The following is a 17,330-nucleotide window of genomic DNA, read 5'->3' on the forward strand; positions in this document are numbered from 1 at the left end:
ATGTTAATTAGTATTGTTTTACAATATCCTTTTTAACAGCTTCGTTTGCAGGAATAATGATATTCTGCCATATTTTTACGTTTGAATGAACTGTTGAACTCTCACCAATGAAAGCATTGGGCCCGACAACAGTCCCGTTTTCAAGACTGCAATTATCAGAGATCTTAGCACCATTATCAATTGTAGAGCCGGAAACATTGCAATTCATACCAATGCGCACATCGTTGAATATATAGGATGAGAGAATCCGAGACTCATTCTCGATCACACAGTTAGAACCTATGGTCGTATATGGCCCGATAAGTACATTGTCACCCACCACAGTATTGGGGCCTATAACAATAGGACCAACCAATGCCGAATTAGAACCTACTGAGACATTGTTACCAAGTTTCAATGGACCAGTTATGCGAGCATCCTTTGTGCTGAAATGTCCATCAATGGTCGTCCCCGGTAAAGCCTCAAGCATCCATCTTTGAGCCTGCCTGTAAGCAGCAGGATTACCAACATCAGTCCACTGGCCACGTGCGAGCATGCCATTGATCTTCCGGTCCTTTGAAAGCATATCAGGGAAAAGGTCTTTGGCAAAGTCATAATTGGTTTTTTCAGGGATCCAGTCAAATATCTCAGGATCACACATGTAAATACCAGTACTTGCAAGATTACTGAATATCTCCCCGGGACCTGGCTTTTCAAGGAATCTTCGAATGCGATTGTTGACATCCATGTCTGCGATACCAAACTCACGAGGATCGTCAATGGAAAGAAGACCAATTGTCACAAGTGCATCAGTCATTTCATGAAAACGATACATTTCACGCAGGTTCAGATTCATTACATGATCCCCACCTATAACTATGAAAGGCTCGCCTGCAAGGAATTTTTCAGCGTTCTTTACGCCACCTGCAGTTCCAAGCTTTTCTTTCTCATAGACATAATCAATGTGAACTCCGAATATACGCCCATCACCAAGTTGCTCCTGTATTTTCTCAGCCATATAGCCAAGAGTTATGACTATATCATTGAATCCTTCTTTTGATAGATGCTCGATCAGATGAACAACTGACGGCTTGTTAAGAATAGGAATACTTGGCTTTGGTCTCGCAAATGTTAAGGGACGTAGCCTTGTACCCTCCCCACCACACATAATACAGGCTTTCATATCTGCTTGAGATGTGGTTTTCATTTAAATCATTAGCGATTAATTTTTTATGTTGCCTGTCGCAAGGGAAAAACAAAACAAAACAAAACAAAACAAAACAAAACAAAACAAAACAAAACATATCAGGATAAAAGAACGTCATCCTTATCCTGGACAATAATTTCAAGCTCACCCTCGTATTCCTCAACTACACCAAAAATATGCACATCAGAATCTTTCTCCACCTGAGAGTTGATTGCACCTGCGCCATTATCAGAAGGTACAAATATCTTCACAGGACCGGAAATAGACTCAATTACCATTATTAGATGATTGCCCGAATAGGTTAAACGTTTGGAGATCACGCTGCCTTCAACGAATACATTTTCACCAGGAGCAGAGGAACTTGAAAAAGCGGAGATATCTGAATCTGCTGTTTCGAAAAATACGAGATACGATATCGAAAGAGAAAGAAAGATCATGGAAAGAAGAATGACTACGACCTTTTCTTCCTTTTCCATGTAAATCACCTGATCAGGCATTTGAAGATTCTATTGACACGACTTCAATTGTGAATACAAGCGTTTCCCCGGCAAGACGGTGATTGCGATCAACAGACACATTATCCCCGGATATATCGGTTATAGTTCCCACCTGTCCCTGATAAGTGACTTTTTGCCCGATAACAGGAGTTATATTCACCTCTACGAAATCCTCCTGCGGGATATTTATCAATAACGCAGGGAGGAAAGGCCCATAAGCCTCTTCCGGAGGAATTGTCACAGTCTTTTCATCGCCCACAGCCATTCCAATGACCGCACTATCAAAACCTGCGATCATCATACCGGTACCAGCGACAAAATCCAGAGGTTTGTAGTTACGTTGTGGATTGTACACCCCGGAATCTATGGCAATTTGTTCCACAGAAGTATCAAAAACAGTACCATCAGTCAATCTGCCCGTATAATTAACTGATATGTAATCCCCTGGCTCCACAACTGGTCCCGAATCATTTGAATCGTTAGTAGCACAGCCACTTGAGAACACAACAAATATTAGAAATAGTAAAATTGCAACTCTTTTCATAAGATCACCTTTTTTTAAACTATACTGCTAGTTATTTATGAAACTTACAGTACCCTTACATAGCCCCCCACAATCCACTGAAATTATTCATTTCAGTAGACAGGTATGCAATACAATACTTTCAAAAAAGTATATAAAGTTAACTAAAAGACACCAATTTAAGAGTAGAAGAGATTGCATAGATGCGTGTGCCCACCTGAAACTGACCGCCATATAGACAAAAACTGCAGAATTGCCAATGATTGGGCGCAAGCAAGCAAGAATAGCCTGAACTGATAACAGTGCCTTCTTCAAAATAAAAAAAATGAATATAAGAGCGAAACAATTATACCCCAAACGATTGAAATTAATTATCGGGGGTAGAGTTTGCCCACCTCGGGAAATGGAGGTGAAACTGAATGCCAAGATATATCGATCAGCATAAAATGGGGTCTATAACACCAGAGATGCTTCACAAAATGCAGAACGAGCCAAGAGACGAATTCGGGATATTACATCATGAGATATTTTATAACAAGGAAGATGACAAGGTCTGGTGCGTTGTTGATGCGCCAGACAAGGAATCCGTCAGGAAACACCATACAAAAGCGGGAGTTGAGGTCGAATGGGTCCACGAAATAGAATCAACTCTGGATTGAATCACATTTGAATTGACTGTAAGGGGGCGATATTGGACCACAGTCTGCCTCCATATTCATTTTTTCCCGTTGAGCCATTATTGCCCAAGGACATTAGAAGCAAATTGCCAGATAGCCTCATGCATATGTTTCTAACCTTCAGGAGGGCAGACAAACAAATCTTCAAAACTAATGATAGGTTCAATGCCTACAACTCGCGCGAGTGTACTTGCGACAGCATCAACTGCTACCCTTTTGAATTGAAATCAAAAAATGCATGTATATCTGTTAAAATATACAAAAGAGAAAACGTTGTTGGGGAAATACTATTAAAAATATTTTGGTGGACTGGTCGGGAATTGAACCCGAGGCCTCTACCATGCCAAGGTAGCGATCTTCCCCTGATCTACCAGCCCATTATATTGCCTAAAAAGCATAATCTAAAATAAACTTATCGCTAAAAACGATGGAAAATAATCTACCATAGATTTTTTTGCCCATTGAAAGACCTACCAGCGAAACTCTTAAATACCTGTGCGAGTATTAGGAGTGTCGCGTGATGAATACCACAATCACGTGAGTCAATTGCATTGGGCCCGTAGCTTAGCTAGGTGGAGCGCACGGCTGATAACCGTGAGGTCCTGAGTTCGAATCTCAGCGGGCCCACCAACACTTTTTTTTAATGCCATAACAAACAGATAACTTTGTTTTTGTTATTTACAAACCCAATATACCTAACATGAAAGTTATGTGAAACATTCTAATTTTTGTTCGTTGGCTTGAAGCTACCGTTATTCAGAAAATAAGCTTCACTATATAATATATTGTCAAAAATAGACTTTATATATTATCTGTTTTATTATAATAATTATTAATATAATATAACTACATATAATAACACGTGGTGGTAAACATTGGATGGTACGGAGCAAAATACTGTGCCAATAGCAACGTCACTAAGCCGGAAATCCCATGGAAAAATTAACAAAAGGCATACCGGAGACTTGCTGAAATATAAAAATGTACTTTGATAAAACTTACGTTTATATTTAGGTGACATATTATGAGAGACAACAAGCCCCATAGTAACATGAATGAAAAAGAGTACGAAATTGTCGAATTGCTCAGGAAACTTAATATGAACAGACCTGTTGCTTTGACTCTCGCATCCCTGTCAAATGGGGATGAGATCACATCCAGAGAGATAGAGATGAACTCGAGCCTGAGGCAACCAGAGGTCAGTATCGCCATGAGATACCTCAAGGATAACAACTGGGTCGAGATAAGAGAAGAAAAGAAGACAGAAGGAAAAGGTCGACCTGTCAAGTTATACCGCCTGATAATACCCCTTGAAGAGATAATTCAAAGCATTGAAAAAAGAGTTTTAAGGGAAAGTCAGTATGTGCTTGAGAATATTGAAAAGCTCAAAAGACTGGCCTGACACTTTACAATTTGCTGCCTTGAAAGCAGCAAACCATTTTCAAACTCTTTTTAATTGATATTAACCCCTATTTTTCCACCAACAGCTACTTTTAATCGAAGATTTTATTTTTAAAGGGGATATTTAGTCATCCATACTTGTAAATTGCGACAAATGGAGTTATTTTTTTGAGCACAATTAGTGAAAAGATATTCAGCCGCGCGGCCGGAAAGGAAGCAAAAGCAAATGATTTCGTAATAGCGAATGTGGACTACGCCATGGCCCATGACGGGACGAGTATCCTGGCTTTGAAATCATTTAAGGAAATGGAAGTAGAGAAGGCATGGAATCCGGAAAGGATCATTATTCCTTTTGATCATCTTACACCGGCAAACACTGATACTACCGCAGGGCTGCACCAGAACACACGTACATGGGTAAAGGAGCAGGGAATCAAGAACTTCTACGACATAGGCGAAGGCATCTGCCACCAGTTACTACCAGAGAATGGCTTTGCAATGCCCGGTAAACTGGTTGTCGGAGCAGATTCACATTCATGCACCTATGGAGCCTTTGGCGCATTTGGAACAGGAGTTGGAGCAACCGACATGGCAGAGATTTTTGCAGCCGGAAAGCTCTGGTTCAGGGTTCCCGAAAGCATAAAGATCACAGTCGAAGGAAAACTTGGAAAACACGTCTACTCCAAAGACATGACACTCAAGATAATAGGAGAACTTGGTGTTGCCGGTGCCACATATAAAGCCGCCGAGTTCTACGGAAGTACCATCGAGAACATGTCCATGTCAGGAAGAATGACCCTTTGTAACATGGCCATCGAAATGGGAGCAAAAACGGGAATTGTGCCACCTGATAAAACAACCTTTGATTATCTTAAGGACAGGGCTGTGGAAGATTACGAAGCTGTTTATGCAGATGAGGACGCCACCTATGCAAGTGAGTATCATTTTGATGCGGAGAATATCGAGCCACAGGTTGCCTGCCCCCACAACGTTGACAGTGTAATGAACATATCCGACCTACCAGAAACCAAGGTAGACCAGGCGTTCATAGGAACCTGTACGAACGGAAGACTTGAAGACCTCGAAGTTGCAGCAAACATACTCAAGGGCGAAAAAGTGGCAGTGAGGACAATTGTGGTGCCTGCATCAAGAGAAATTCTCCTGGAGGCAACCCGCATGGGAATTATTGAAACATTGCTGGAAGCAGGCGTGACCATAGGACCACCAGGATGCGGACCATGTCTTGGAGGACACATGGGAGTCATCGGAAAGGGAGAGGTATGTATTTCAACCGCAAACCGCAACTTCAAAGGAAGAATGGGCACAGGCGGCTACATATACCTGGGATCCCCTGCAACTGCAGCTGCATCGGCTCTGACAGGAGAGATCAGCGACCCCTCAGACATTTAAAGAAACAAAAATACCAACAGGTGATCAATTGACAACAGAAATTGACGCAGCAAAACTGAAGCATCTACTTGGGCACTGGATAGAACATAATGATAGCCACAGTAAAAGCTTCAAAGAGTGGGCAGACAAAGTAAAGGCAGCAGGCTATGATGAGCTTGCAAAAGATATCCTGCTAGCTGACGAGAAAATGAATGAATGCTCTGATCTGTTAAAAACAGCAAGTGAAAAGATCTGAAATTTAGAAAAAAATGTGAAAACGAGGGCGATCTTTATCGCCCAAGTTCAGCATGTGCTTTTGCCAGGTGTCCAGCTGCCTGGGCACCAACCAGAGACATTTCTCCTGCCAATACAGCAGCTGCCACAATTTCTGCAAGTTTTTTAGAGTTTGAACCTGGAGGATTACCCGAGCCCTTTACACCCAGGATATTCAGACATTCTGCCTGTGTAGCCAGATTAGTACCGCCACCTACTGTACCTACAGCCACAGAAGGGAGAGTTACCGAACAATACAGGTCCCCATATTTTGTAAGTTCCATGGTAGTGATAGTAGTACTGCCCTCCACAACATGAGCTGCATCCTGCCCGCATGCAAGATACATGGCAGCAATTATGTTTGCAGCATGTGCGTTAAATCCAAGTGAACCCGCGCGTGCAGAACCCAGGAGATTTTTACGATAGTTCACTTCCACCATGGTTTCAGGCTTACATTTAAATCGTTTTTCCACCAGCTCTTTTGGGAGAACAACATCAGCAACTACAGTCTTTCCCCTTCCAAGTATGGTGTTGATTGCAGCTGGTTTTTTATCGGTACACATATTGCCGGAAAGTGAGATGGGAATTGCCCCAAACTCATCTTCAATTAAGCTCAGTACAGCATCAGTTGCAATTGTAACCATATTCATACCCATGGCATCTTTTGTGTCATAGGAGAAACGCAGATAGACAGTATTCCCCAAAACATATGGATCAACACTTAGAAGTTTGCCAAAGCGAGTGGTTTCTGCTGCCTTTGCCTTCATTTGCTCAAGTACTTCGGGCTCCTTTACCCAATCTGCAAATTTTCGGACCTGAATCACATTTTCCAGCCTGAAAACCGGAGCTCTTGTCATTACATCCTGGAAAATACGTACATTGGCACCTCCTGAACGTGTTATGGCAGAACATCCACGGTTCACACTGGCAACCAATGCACCTTCAGTTGTGGCCAGAGGAAGAGTATAGACCCCATCTGCAAATTCACCATTCACCTTCAATGGACCTGCTGCACCAAGAGGGATCTGAATTACACCCACCATATTCTCTATATTGCGTTTTGTTGCAGCTTCCACATCTATGGAATAATTCTGGATGTGTTCAAAGTCTACACCACAGGAAGCTTCTAAAGCATATCTTCTGATTCGAACAGCTGTTTCTTTGTCGGTTAAAGAATCTATCTTGTGAGATGAAATTTCACCTGAAATCACTTTTTCTAGAAGGGCCTGTTCATCTTCACTTAGATCTAATTTTGATACCATTGATAGTCTCCGGAAAAACTGAATAAAATAGCAACAGATTCATCTTTTTATTGTAAGGAAATAGTATACAATGATACAAATAGTTCACGCTTTTTTTTAGTAAATAACCATATTCAGAAGCAATAAAAAGGAAGATTAGACGGGATTTATTAAATAAATACATGCGCTTTTATATTATAAAAACATAATAAACTCTGCTTAGATGAGTAGAAAGTAATTAATGATATCGACTCAAACAATAGTAATAATTAACCTTTTATCTAAATAATACAAATAAGTAATTTATAACTTCAATTTACCATTCAATTAACTAGAAGGTGGAACATATGTCAGACGCAGATTCATCAGAAAGAATGAAAACTGGAATATCAGGATTAGATGAGATGCTTCGAGGGGGATACTTCAAAGGAACTGCAAATGTTGTATCAGGTGCATCTGGTACCGGTAAAACCATTTTTGGTACGCAGTTCTTATTAGAGGGAGCAAAGAATGGCGAGAACGTCATGTGCATCATCACCTCTGAAGAATCCAAATCCATTGTAAAGGAAATGAAAACTTCTTTTGAATGGGACCTTGAGGAATATGTCAAGCAGGGAAAACTTACTTTTGTAGATATCACCGACCCAAGCCTACGCCTTCAGAAGAGCGTAGAAATTGCACCTTCGGAACTAATCAAAAGTTTTAAGAAACTTGTGGAGAGCAAGATTGAAGAGATACAGCCCACCCGTATTTTCATTGATTCCATAGAGGCACTTTTCCTTGCAATTGAATCCAATTACAAGCTTAGAACCCTTATAGATGATGTGTTCGGCGTTTTCCGCAAACACAACGTAACATCGGTCATTACCGTCGGAGCAATGTATGGCCTTGATGAAATGGTAGAATATGGCGCGGACTCCGTGGTCAAGCTTGGCAGGATAACAACAGGAAACAACCTCCAGCGCAGTATTTATATCATGAAGATGAGAGGATCCGGAACCATCAATGAGGTTCGTGTACTGAGCATTTCAGACAGCGGAATGTCTGTGCTTGCACAGTCCCCATATCTTGAATAAAAGAGTGGCTTTTTGCCACCCACACTTTTTTTAGATTATTTTATGACCCGCATATCAGGTCAGAACAGGAACCAATCTTCATCTTCTTCAGTTTCAGTATCATTCACACTGACATTTGGAAGGGTTTTTCCAGCTGCGGATGAGAGAGCAGCCACAAAATCCCTGACATACGCTTTTTGGTTAAGGCTACCATAAATGAACTTCTTGTCCAGTTGAAGATTTTCAGTTATTGTTTCTTCCTTTGGAACTATAGTCACCTCAACATCAGTCATTTCAGTTGCCTTTTCCATGGCTTTTCTAAAATCCCCTATGCAATAGGCAATACGATGCTTGTAATTGTCCCGAGTCTTTTCCAGATATGCAGCAAGCCTCTCACTCTCCATCTTGATAAAATCACGCTTGACCCTGATAATATTACATTTACCCATCATGAATTTGTAGTCCATAAAAGGATACTCAGTGTCAAGTTCCCGTGGAGTGATACCGCAAGTGCCAAAAACAACAATGTGCACATCATCCGGATTGAGAATATCAAAAATAACTTTGTCAAATAGCTTATGTGAAGGACTTTCATGATAAGGTTTTTTCCTTGAGCAAGGAACAAATATACAAACATCCCTCACAGGTGCCTCGTACTCATTAAGTACCCACTCATTAGCACGTATCATATCAGGGTGATATATCAATTGGGCCGTATCCAGAGGTTCACTGGAGCGTTCATTTTCAGGTATGATTGGGGTCACGATGCAAAAGATTCTGGCAAACTATATATATAATTGACGCAATCTTCAGACGGTTTTGTATAAATCATACAATTGCGCCATAATAAGCACAGTTATAAACCATACCACCCATGAGGACAGATAATGGCAAGTTCAATTCCCGAAATGTTAAGAGCAGAATGTAAGTGCGAAGACATGGCAAAGTGCGTACTTGGACTGAAAGAGCTTGACATCAGTACCTACAAATTACTTCTTGAAAATGGACCCATGACTGCAGAGCAGCTTGGAGAGTTACTTAGCAGAGAACGCAGTACAGCATACAGATCACTCCAGAACCTGATATCTGCCGGACTGGTCTACAGAGAAACAAAGTCCATCGACATAGGCGGATACTACTACGAGTATGTTGCCATTGAACCTGCAAAGGTAAAGAAAATGATTAAAAGTACCATTGATGATTGGTATCAAAGAATGAATTTGCTTGTCGAGAATTTTGACAGAGAACTGCTGGGCGAATAAACATCCTTCAAATACATAATATCCAACCTATTCAACCCCTGAAGCATCAATTTCATTTTTATTCTGCAATAGAGCAAAACTATTGGTTACTTAATTCATAATCATCAATTACAAGGCAACCGGCAATTATGTCGTGAAGTCCCTGTTTCTTTTCTGTGAACCCTATCATAAAATAACCAATATAGAAAATAATTCTCGATAGTATTTTGGCCAGGTGCCTTACCGTTGCTCTCATGAAAGTTACCCTGTTGCCACTCACATCTGTTACTTTGATCCCTATCAACTTCTTACCAAACGTTGCCTGATAGGATGAACTTTCCATGATAGCAAAATAAAGCCACCTTAGAAGAACAAAAATGCCAGTTATGAAAAATGATATGGTCGAGAAAAATACCGGAAAGAAGTCACTCTTTGCAACCGCACCTGCAATACTACCTGCGATCACTCCAAAAAAGACACCCAGCACAAAAGCAAGAATTCCACCTACAATGGCAACTATAATGGTATCAAGGATTCCTGCTGCAAGACGTCTCCAAAAACCTGCGTACTTGCGAGTAACTGCAAGACGAGTATCGCAATTACGGCAATAAGTCACATTTTCAGGATTGTAAGCATTACACCGTGGGCAGTACATGCAGTTACCTCTTTTCAACCTTATGCGATTATTTCTATATAAGAAGTTGCAGAGTTGAAGACAGAAACAGATTAAGGATGAAAATCAAGTAATTGAAATCAAAAATATGAATATATACTGAAGGATCGAACATGAGCAAATTGGACGTTTTTGAGGGAGAGAGTTTAAAAGGATTTTTGCCCACGTTCGTTTTTAGCTAAATTCGTTTTTTCACTTCAGTGATTCCCGATGACTTCATACAATACCACCAACACTCATGCAATCTTTCGGGACATACTGGTCATGATTGCAAGTAAAAAAATCAATTTGAACTATATAAATATATCTATGCTTTTATATATGTTGAGCATGATGATGATGAGATAATAACGATTTTAAATTCACTTAAAAGAACATCAACAGCAATAAACAACATTGGAACTACGGCATTAGTTATCGATGCTAAGTGCATCCACAGGGCAGCGTTGAACACACTTAAAGCAACTGACACAGCAGTGATCATCAACTATGCCTTTTTTTGATACGCCGATCCCCATAGGACAGACCCTATCACATACTCCGCATGAATTGCACAATGCTGAATCTCTTTTGATCATTTTGACCTTTACCAGATTACAGACTCCACCAACTGCCCCTTCCTTGCAGAAATACTTGCATGCAGCCCTTTCCACAAAAAGAGAAAGAAAGATAGAAACTATCATGACCAATACCAGACCATCCAGTACCAAGAGCTGAAAATTATCTGAAAGCAAGTGAAGTTCAAAAAGCACAAGAGTGATCAGAACCATTGCCAGAAGAACATACCTGAAATACATTAGATTAGGGTGTAAGCTTTCCGGAATAAGAGTATTATACCACCTCCCCAGTAATTTACGCCCGATTCTTGCAAATATATCCTGAAAGAGGCCCCTTGGGCACATCCACCCACAATAGACTGGTCCAAAGAGCAGAGCAAGAGGAACACTGAGGAGAACAACATACATAGTAGACTGGCTTCCAAAGTATACAAAAATAGCAAAACCGACTATTTGAAAGACAAGTCTGTAAAGTTCAACCTTTTTCCTGTTCTTAGATCTTGAGATGAAAGGAATTATCTTTTTCACTTAACGGACTCCTGAGTAAAGTCAGATATTGGATCTGACGAAAGCAGAAATTTGTATGCCCTTGAAATACATGCATCTGACTTATAGCTTGTTAACAATGAAAAAGAACATAAAACCTGCATAATACACATACCGCAGTATCAAAGTAAGTCTGCTGTGCCTGACACATATAAAACGGATACACACATTATTAATGCCACATACGGAAGCATAAATGTATGGTTCGTATGAAACTGCACCTCATGCCAACCATTATGAATAAAGAACAAGAGAGCAGAGGATAGATATTACTTAAGCACCAAAGAATAAGAAAAATGGATAATACATAATATATTATATATAATATATTATTAATATATAGCTATCTGATACGGCATATTTTGAGGACTTCCATGTTCACCCATTCATTCATCATTCAACGAACACTTGAAGTTGTTACCCGAGATAACCACCAGATAATAGGCAGCTGCAAGTGCCACAATAAGAATACCCATACCTGCCAGGAAGAGGGGGTTGGTATCTTTTATATCAATGATCAGAATCTTACGCACAATAGCAGTCAGACCTACAAGTATGATAATACCTACATTCATCATTGATTCATCCAGAATCATCTTAATGGTTTCGAGAAGTTCTATTCCAATAACGATTATGAAAAATAGACTGAATACATCCAGAACCTTTTCAACCTGAAACAAAAGATAAGGAGGGGTTGCCAGGCTACTGACAATTATCCACCCAACTTCAAGAGTGGCGCTGAATATAACTACAACCATCATCCATATGATAGACCACACGACCAGCTTCTGGAATTTGTTGATCCGTCTCATCATATTAGATACACCCGCCACAAATAGAATAAGTCGTTCTCAATTAAAAGTATGTAGGTCAGATCCCAGCGGGAAACTATAGTATCCTGCATAGAGACTCTGTATAACTTATATAGTATAATCGAGAAATGAAGCGAATAATGAAGAATCCAGGCAAGATGGCACAGGCACTTCTTATTCTTGGCATACTTACCGCAGTGCTTGCGTATGCACTTTATCCATACCTTACTGCTTTTTTAGGAGCATTCATACTATATGCTGTATTTAGACCTCTGTACAAGCGATTGACAGAACGCCTGAAAATCAGGCCAGGAATTGCGTCATTTATCTGCATCCTTGCTTCAATAGTCATCATCCTGATTCCACTGTATATGCTAATGACAATTGTCATTCTTGAAATACAGAATGCCATCACCAATGTTGGAGACATACTGGTATATACTGAAGCATTGTCCACATACATAAGTCAATTAAATATTGATTCAATGCCCATTAGCATTAATATACGGGAGAAAGTGCTTGAAGTCGTATCTCTTGCTGCAAATTTCTTTAGCGTATTGTTGATAAATGCAGTACAGAGTCTGGGACAGAGAGCCATTGAGCTCACGATCATGTACTTCCTGCTCTATTACCTGTTCGTAGGAGAAGGTTCTAACTTTTCCAGAAGCTTGAAAAAAGCATTCCCCTTTAACGAAAAGAACACAGACCTGCTGCTTAAAGAATTCAGTTCAATTGTAAATACTACTCTGATAAGTGCCGGATTAATTGCACTCATCCAGGGAACACTCCTTACCATAACATTCCTGATACTTGGCATAGAAGGCGCATTCCTCTGGGGATTCTTAACTGCCATACTCTCATTCCTGCCAGTTGTGGGTGCAACGCTTGTCTGGATACCTGCCATGATAATACAACTGGCACAGAGTGATTACGTCAGTGCAGTCGGCGTTTTCATAGGTGGCATGATCCTGAGTTCCATTGATAACTTCATCAGACCCGCCATTCAAAAGAAAGTAGGTCAGATACATCCATTAGTCTCACTGATAGGAGTCATCATAGGACTGAACCTTTTCGGATTGCTGGGAATAGTCATAGGACCCCTCCTGCTATCCTACGTCATAATCATGGCCAGAATGTTCAATGAAGAATACCTGTCAGGGAATTATTAAAGGCGCTTTTTGAAGCCCACAAACTGTTGAAATCAAGTGCCTAAGCCCACACCCAGATAGTATTATATAATATAACTGATTACATTTTTTGAGGTATAATACATGTCTATGTTAGCAAACATTTGGGGACTAATTGCACTGGCATCTGTGATCTGGGTCATATATGATGTGTTGACTCAGAATCAAAGACTAGGCACAATTAAAAAAGTAATCTGGATACTTATAGCAATCATATTCGGAATTTTTGGTGCAATAGCATACTATCTATTTGGAAAGAAATAAGATATTTTAATTTATTTCTCTTTTTTCTTTATGTAGCTACAATACTTTTAAAATTTAGATTACAGGCATTTTATTTGTCACACATCTTAAGAAATCATGCCACCATAATGCCATGAAATACATATGAATAAATAAAGGATTACTCAAAAAATAAGATTCAGGGACAATAAAACAGAGTATTGCCCTCGTAAAAAATTGATAATTGAAACTTAAAGCCCGCCTACGAATGTTTCCATCCTGCCAAGAGCTTCTTCTATCTCTTCCCTTGATGTGGCGTAGGAGCAGCGCAAAAACCCATTTCCGGCTTCACCGAAAACATTGCCCGGAATGGTTACCACTTTCTGCTCGCTCAGGAGACGTTCTGCGAACTGGTCGGATGTCAGGCCTGTGTTTTGTACAGAGGGGAATGCATAGAAAGCACCCTTTGGTTCAAAGCAGTCAAGACCGATCTTGTTCAGGCCGCTTACGATAAGATGGCGACGGCGGTCGTAGTCCCTTACCATTTTTTGCATCTCATGCTTGCCGTTCTTGAGAGCTTCAATAGCCCCAACCTGCGCAGTCACAGGAGCACAGAGCATAGAATACTGATGTATCAGCATCATGGATTGGATAATCTCAGGAGGGGCCATTGCATATGCCATCCTAAAACCCGTCATTGCATAAGACTTCGAAAAGCCATTCAAGAGTATAGTCCTCTCTTTCATTCCATCGAGTGACGAAAAACAAGTATGTGTGCCATTATATGTGAGGCAGTCATAGACCTCATCCGATATCACCATAATATTGTGTTCACACACAATATCGGCAATTGCTTCAAGATCACCCTTTGACATTGTGGCGCCAGTCGGATTATTAGGATAATTCATAAGAACTGCCTTGGTTTTTGAAGTGATAGCTGCCTCCAGCTCCCCTGGAGTCAATTTGAAGTTATTTTCCAGCTTCGTATTGACAATTACAGGCACACCGCCAGCAAACATCACAGAGGGGACATAGGCGACATATGAAGGCTGTGGAATGATTATCTCATCGCCCGGATTTGTAATGGCACGTATAGCCACATCCAGCCCTTCACTTACACCAGAAGTTACCAAGATCTCTGATTCAGGATTGTAATCTACCCTATAAGTATCTGAAAAATGATCAGCTATTCCTTCCCTTAGCTCTATGAGGCCATAGTTTGAGGTATAGGAAGTCTCACCACACTCGAGAGAGTGGATACACGCTTCCCTTATGTGCCACGGAGTGACAAAATCAGGTTCACCTACACCTAACGATATTACATCATCAATACCTGACGCAAGGTCGAAGTATCGACGTATACCGGATGGCGGTACTTTCCGGATTACACCGGCAACAAAATCAGAAGGGTTGCAGCCGTTTCTCATGACATATACATCCTGCAGACAAGATATAAAAATATTACATTGAAAAATAATACATTAAGGAGTTACCAGCAGACGTCCTGCATGCTCCTGCTCATAGAGAATGATACCATCTTCCTTGTAGGTCTTCAATACAAAATGAGTTGTTGTATGTTGTACCTGCTCCAGAGTTGAGATCTTCTCTGCCACAAAGAAAGCGACTTCTTTCATGGACTTTCCTGATACGGTCAGTGAAAGGTCATATTGACCGGAGAGGAGTCTCACAGAGCGAACCTCAGGGAACTTATACAGACGCTCTACAAGAGCCTGGTAGCCCAGATTGCGTTCAAGAGTTATATGTAACTCTATAATCGCATAAACATTCTCATCACCTGCAAGATCCCAGTCAATAATAGTCTTGTACTTGCGGATGACACCCGAATCTTCCATTTCTGCGATACGTTTGCCTACCTCTTCTGCAGAAAGGCCTGTGAGGGTTGCAATTTTCTCATGACTCAGTCTTGCGTCCCCTTCAAGACATTCCAGTATATGACGTGTACTTGTATCCATATTAGCAACCCAATGATGAAGTAAAAATAAAAATAAAAAATAAAAGCAGATTGCTCAATTAAAGCAATACTGCATTCACAACGCCATCCTGACCAGGACGACTTGTGACCTTAGCGTCACCAAGAGGAGTCTTGATAACTGAACCCTTTGTAAGAATGTTACGTCTGACATGGTGAGCGTTTGCAGGGCTACCAGTTACATTCTCAATAGCAGCTACCTGTGTTTTACCCTGAGTATCAGTAACATTTGCAACATTACACTGCAAAAGTCTTACCTTTCTGTTGCCGCCCCTTGTTGAGACATTCTTCCTTTTTGTATCGTGGATGTGAGTGTCAGCTGATTCACGGCCAAGTTCGAATTTCCTTTTACCACGTGATGCCCTGATCTTAGCACCTGTATATTTCCTTTTAGATCTGCCTTGCCATTTCATGATATATCCTCTTAGTAATTAGTATGAATGAATTATCCTAATGATTTGTATTTGAAATTAAGTACGACTTATGGACGTACCATTAATAATAAGATTCTATATGAACTTTTCGAGTGATATGAAAGTCACTTAACATAATAACGTTAGCAAGAAAAATGGATTGAACAATACATAGTAAATAGTTACGGATATGAAATAATTAGCGGTAATTGATAAATATTCAAAAGTCAATTATGGCATATGCTTCGTGTAACTTTTCTTGGAACAGGCGGTTCCCTCCCCACACCAGACCGAAATCCGTCAGCCATTATGATCAATCGAGAAGGAGAGCTTATGCTCCTTGATTGCGGAGAAGGAACACAACAACAGATGATGAGAGCAAAAACAGGAATGAAAGCCCTGACTTCGATATTCATCACACACTTCCATGCAGATCACATCCTGGGCATTCCCGGGTTAATACAAACAATGTCATTCCACGGAAGAACAGAACCACTCAAAATATATGGCCCGCATCACGTACACGAATTTGCCAGGATACTCAGTGCCCTGGGATATTACAAATTACGCTTTGAGGTTGAGGCAATTGATCTTGAACCAGGAGATATTATCAAACGAGATGGATATTCCATCCACGTAGTTAAAACAGACCATAGCATACCAAGTCTTGGATATGCGATTGTTGAGGACGAACGACCCGGAAGATTCAACCGTCAGAAAGCCATCGAACTTGGAATTGCTCCAGGACCACTATTCTCAAAACTTCACAATGGACAATCTGTGGAAGTAAATGGAAAAATAATCAGCTCAGAGGACGTCGTCGGTAATCCAAGGCCAGGAAGGAAGATCGTATATACAGGAGACTCGCGCCCATGCAAGAGCATATTGGAAATAAGTAGAAATGCAGACCTTCTGATCCATGATGGAACACTTGCAAAAGACCAGCAGGATTGGGCTATCGAGTCAAAGCATTCTACTGCAGAAGAAGCTGCAACCATTGCCAGGGATGGGAATGTCTCAAGCCTTATAATAACACATGTCAGTTCAAGATACTCGGATGACACTACAGTCTTACTGGATGAAGCTACAAATATTTTTAAGAATGTGACAATTGCTGAAGACCTTATGGAACTTGAGATCCCCTTGCAAAAAAAGTAAATTAAGAGGAATTAAACAAAGGTCCAGTCCAACCTATTATCCTGGGCATCATAAAGGGAAACTTCCATGGTGAAATCCCCTATTTCAGGAGGAAGCGGATTTATGCCGATATACAATATATCCCCAGGAACGTAATCAAATCCCTCAGGCTTTGTTTTCCCGAAATACACACGGCCTCCGGATTCAACTTCCTCTACGACAACACCTTTCCAACTCAGGTTATCGATAACATTTACGATTACACACTTAAAACGATCTGATGCACAAATATCCGTCATGAATCACGATA

At 40.6% G+C, this 17,330-nt stretch carries 21 protein-coding genes and 2 tRNA genes; 10 read left to right on the forward strand and 13 right to left on the reverse strand.

Annotated features, from left to right (window positions below; genetic code table 11):
* Nucleotides 1-7: 7 nt before the first annotated feature.
* From V7O66_RS06705 to V7O66_RS06715, 3 genes are all read right to left on the reverse strand, one after another.
* The gene (locus V7O66_RS06705) at nucleotides 8-1,162 is read right to left on the reverse strand and encodes a sugar phosphate nucleotidyltransferase (RefSeq protein ID WP_406662440.1); all 1,155 of its coding nucleotides are present in this window, start codon (nucleotides 1,160-1,162) and stop codon (nucleotides 8-10) included.
* Between the two features lie 122 nt (nucleotides 1,163-1,284).
* Nucleotides 1,285-1,662, reverse strand: a complete 378-nt coding sequence (locus V7O66_RS06710) for a nucleotide-binding protein (protein WP_406662442.1) — start codon at nucleotides 1,660-1,662, stop codon at nucleotides 1,285-1,287.
* 13 nt (nucleotides 1,663-1,675) lie between these two features.
* Entirely contained in the window at nucleotides 1,676-2,227 is a 552-nt protein-coding gene (locus tag V7O66_RS06715) for a peptidylprolyl isomerase (RefSeq protein WP_406662444.1), read from the reverse strand.
* Between the two features lie 398 nt (nucleotides 2,228-2,625).
* Here V7O66_RS06715 and V7O66_RS06720 point away from each other — a divergent pair, with 398 nt between their 5' ends.
* Nucleotides 2,626-2,865: a nickel-binding protein gene (locus tag V7O66_RS06720; RefSeq protein ID WP_406662446.1), complete on the forward strand. Its 240-nt coding sequence runs from the start codon at nucleotides 2,626-2,628 to the stop codon at nucleotides 2,863-2,865.
* 320 nt (nucleotides 2,866-3,185) lie between these two features.
* Here the strand turns inward: V7O66_RS06720 and V7O66_RS06725 are convergent.
* Nucleotides 3,186-3,260 (reverse strand) — tRNA-Ala (locus tag V7O66_RS06725).
* A gap of 176 nt (nucleotides 3,261-3,436) precedes the next feature.
* On the opposite strand from V7O66_RS06725, the gene V7O66_RS06730 reads away from it, so the two are divergent.
* The 4 genes from V7O66_RS06730 (at nucleotide 3,437) to V7O66_RS06745 (ending at nucleotide 5,929) form a co-directional block, all read left to right on the forward strand.
* Nucleotides 3,437-3,513: transfer RNA gene (locus V7O66_RS06730), tRNA-Ile, on the forward strand.
* 394 nt (nucleotides 3,514-3,907) lie between these two features.
* The gene (locus V7O66_RS06735; RefSeq protein WP_406662448.1) at nucleotides 3,908-4,285 is read left to right on the forward strand and encodes a transcriptional regulator; all 378 of its coding nucleotides are present in this window, start codon (nucleotides 3,908-3,910) and stop codon (nucleotides 4,283-4,285) included.
* Nucleotides 4,286-4,428: 143 nt separating this feature from the next.
* On the forward strand, nucleotides 4,429-5,694 hold the full coding sequence (locus tag V7O66_RS06740) for a 3-isopropylmalate dehydratase large subunit (RefSeq protein WP_406662600.1): 1,266 nt from the start codon (nucleotides 4,429-4,431) through the stop codon (nucleotides 5,692-5,694).
* Between the two features lie 28 nt (nucleotides 5,695-5,722).
* Nucleotides 5,723-5,929, forward strand: a complete 207-nt coding sequence (locus tag V7O66_RS06745; RefSeq protein ID WP_406662450.1) for a hypothetical protein — start codon at nucleotides 5,723-5,725, stop codon at nucleotides 5,927-5,929.
* 34 nt (nucleotides 5,930-5,963) lie between these two features.
* Here the strand turns inward: V7O66_RS06745 and hmgA are convergent, their stop codons facing one another.
* Nucleotides 5,964-7,208, reverse strand: coding sequence for a hydroxymethylglutaryl-CoA reductase (NADPH) (hmgA, locus tag V7O66_RS06750; protein ID WP_406662452.1), 1,245 nt, complete (start codon nucleotides 7,206-7,208; stop codon nucleotides 5,964-5,966).
* Between the two features lie 326 nt (nucleotides 7,209-7,534).
* On the opposite strand from hmgA, the gene V7O66_RS06755 reads away from it, so the two are divergent.
* Nucleotides 7,535-8,263 carry an RAD55 family ATPase gene (locus V7O66_RS06755; RefSeq protein ID WP_406662454.1) on the forward strand — a complete coding sequence of 243 codons (729 nt, stop codon included), beginning with the start codon at nucleotides 7,535-7,537 and terminating at the stop codon, nucleotides 8,261-8,263.
* A gap of 59 nt (nucleotides 8,264-8,322) precedes the next feature.
* Here the strand turns inward: V7O66_RS06755 and V7O66_RS06760 are convergent, their stop codons facing one another.
* Nucleotides 8,323-9,006, reverse strand: coding sequence for a DUF5591 domain-containing protein (locus V7O66_RS06760; protein WP_406662456.1), 684 nt, complete (start codon nucleotides 9,004-9,006; stop codon nucleotides 8,323-8,325).
* Nucleotides 9,007-9,129: 123 nt separating this feature from the next.
* Between V7O66_RS06760 and V7O66_RS06765 the strand changes: the two genes are divergently transcribed.
* Nucleotides 9,130-9,504 (forward strand): helix-turn-helix domain-containing protein, encoded by a 375-nt coding sequence (locus tag V7O66_RS06765; protein ID WP_406662458.1) that lies wholly within the window; start codon nucleotides 9,130-9,132, stop codon nucleotides 9,502-9,504.
* A 79-nt stretch (nucleotides 9,505-9,583) separates the two neighbouring features.
* Here the strand turns inward: V7O66_RS06765 and V7O66_RS06770 are convergent, their stop codons facing one another.
* The 3 genes from V7O66_RS06770 to V7O66_RS06780 form a co-directional block, all read right to left on the reverse strand.
* Nucleotides 9,584-10,138: an RDD family protein gene (locus V7O66_RS06770; protein WP_406662460.1), complete on the reverse strand. Its 555-nt coding sequence runs from the start codon at nucleotides 10,136-10,138 to the stop codon at nucleotides 9,584-9,586.
* Between the two features lie 428 nt (nucleotides 10,139-10,566).
* Nucleotides 10,567-11,241 carry a 4Fe-4S binding protein gene (locus tag V7O66_RS06775; RefSeq protein ID WP_406662462.1) on the reverse strand — a complete coding sequence of 225 codons (675 nt, stop codon included), beginning with the start codon at nucleotides 11,239-11,241 and terminating at the stop codon, nucleotides 10,567-10,569.
* Nucleotides 11,242-11,645: 404 nt separating this feature from the next.
* Nucleotides 11,646-12,074, reverse strand: coding sequence for a phosphate-starvation-inducible PsiE family protein (locus V7O66_RS06780; protein ID WP_406662464.1), 429 nt, complete (start codon nucleotides 12,072-12,074; stop codon nucleotides 11,646-11,648).
* Nucleotides 12,075-12,211: 137 nt separating this feature from the next.
* Between V7O66_RS06780 and V7O66_RS06785 the strand changes: the two genes are divergently transcribed.
* Both V7O66_RS06785 and V7O66_RS06790 read left to right on the forward strand, forming a co-directional pair.
* Nucleotides 12,212-13,240 (forward strand): AI-2E family transporter, encoded by a 1,029-nt coding sequence (locus V7O66_RS06785; protein WP_406662466.1) that lies wholly within the window; start codon nucleotides 12,212-12,214, stop codon nucleotides 13,238-13,240.
* Nucleotides 13,241-13,342: 102 nt separating this feature from the next.
* The gene (locus tag V7O66_RS06790; RefSeq protein WP_406662468.1) at nucleotides 13,343-13,522 is read left to right on the forward strand and encodes a PLDc N-terminal domain-containing protein; all 180 of its coding nucleotides are present in this window, start codon (nucleotides 13,343-13,345) and stop codon (nucleotides 13,520-13,522) included.
* A gap of 209 nt (nucleotides 13,523-13,731) precedes the next feature.
* Here the strand turns inward: V7O66_RS06790 and V7O66_RS06795 are convergent, their stop codons facing one another.
* The 3 genes from V7O66_RS06795 to V7O66_RS06805 are packed head-to-tail and all read right to left on the reverse strand — an operon-like array spanning nucleotide 13,732 to nucleotide 15,883.
* The gene (locus V7O66_RS06795; protein ID WP_406662470.1) at nucleotides 13,732-14,907 is read right to left on the reverse strand and encodes an aminotransferase class I/II-fold pyridoxal phosphate-dependent enzyme; all 1,176 of its coding nucleotides are present in this window, start codon (nucleotides 14,905-14,907) and stop codon (nucleotides 13,732-13,734) included.
* A 54-nt stretch (nucleotides 14,908-14,961) separates the two neighbouring features.
* On the reverse strand, nucleotides 14,962-15,453 hold the full coding sequence (locus tag V7O66_RS06800; RefSeq protein WP_406662472.1) for an Lrp/AsnC family transcriptional regulator: 492 nt from the start codon (nucleotides 15,451-15,453) through the stop codon (nucleotides 14,962-14,964).
* 58 nt (nucleotides 15,454-15,511) lie between these two features.
* Nucleotides 15,512-15,883, reverse strand: coding sequence for a 30S ribosomal protein S8e (locus V7O66_RS06805; protein WP_406662474.1), 372 nt, complete (start codon nucleotides 15,881-15,883; stop codon nucleotides 15,512-15,514).
* Between the two features lie 240 nt (nucleotides 15,884-16,123).
* Between V7O66_RS06805 and V7O66_RS06810 the strand changes: the two genes are divergently transcribed.
* Nucleotides 16,124-17,041 carry a ribonuclease Z gene (locus V7O66_RS06810; RefSeq protein WP_406662476.1) on the forward strand — a complete coding sequence of 306 codons (918 nt, stop codon included), beginning with the start codon at nucleotides 16,124-16,126 and terminating at the stop codon, nucleotides 17,039-17,041.
* Nucleotides 17,042-17,052: 11 nt separating this feature from the next.
* Here V7O66_RS06810 and V7O66_RS06815 read toward each other — a convergent pair whose 3' ends face one another.
* Nucleotides 17,053-17,319, reverse strand: a complete 267-nt coding sequence (locus V7O66_RS06815; RefSeq protein WP_406662478.1) for a hypothetical protein — start codon at nucleotides 17,317-17,319, stop codon at nucleotides 17,053-17,055.
* Between the last annotated feature and the right edge of the window lie 11 nt (nucleotides 17,320-17,330).

The sequence above is a fragment of the Methanolobus sp. ZRKC3 genome, from assembly GCF_045291275.1.
GTDB lineage: Archaea > Halobacteriota > Methanosarcinia > Methanosarcinales > Methanosarcinaceae > Methanolobus.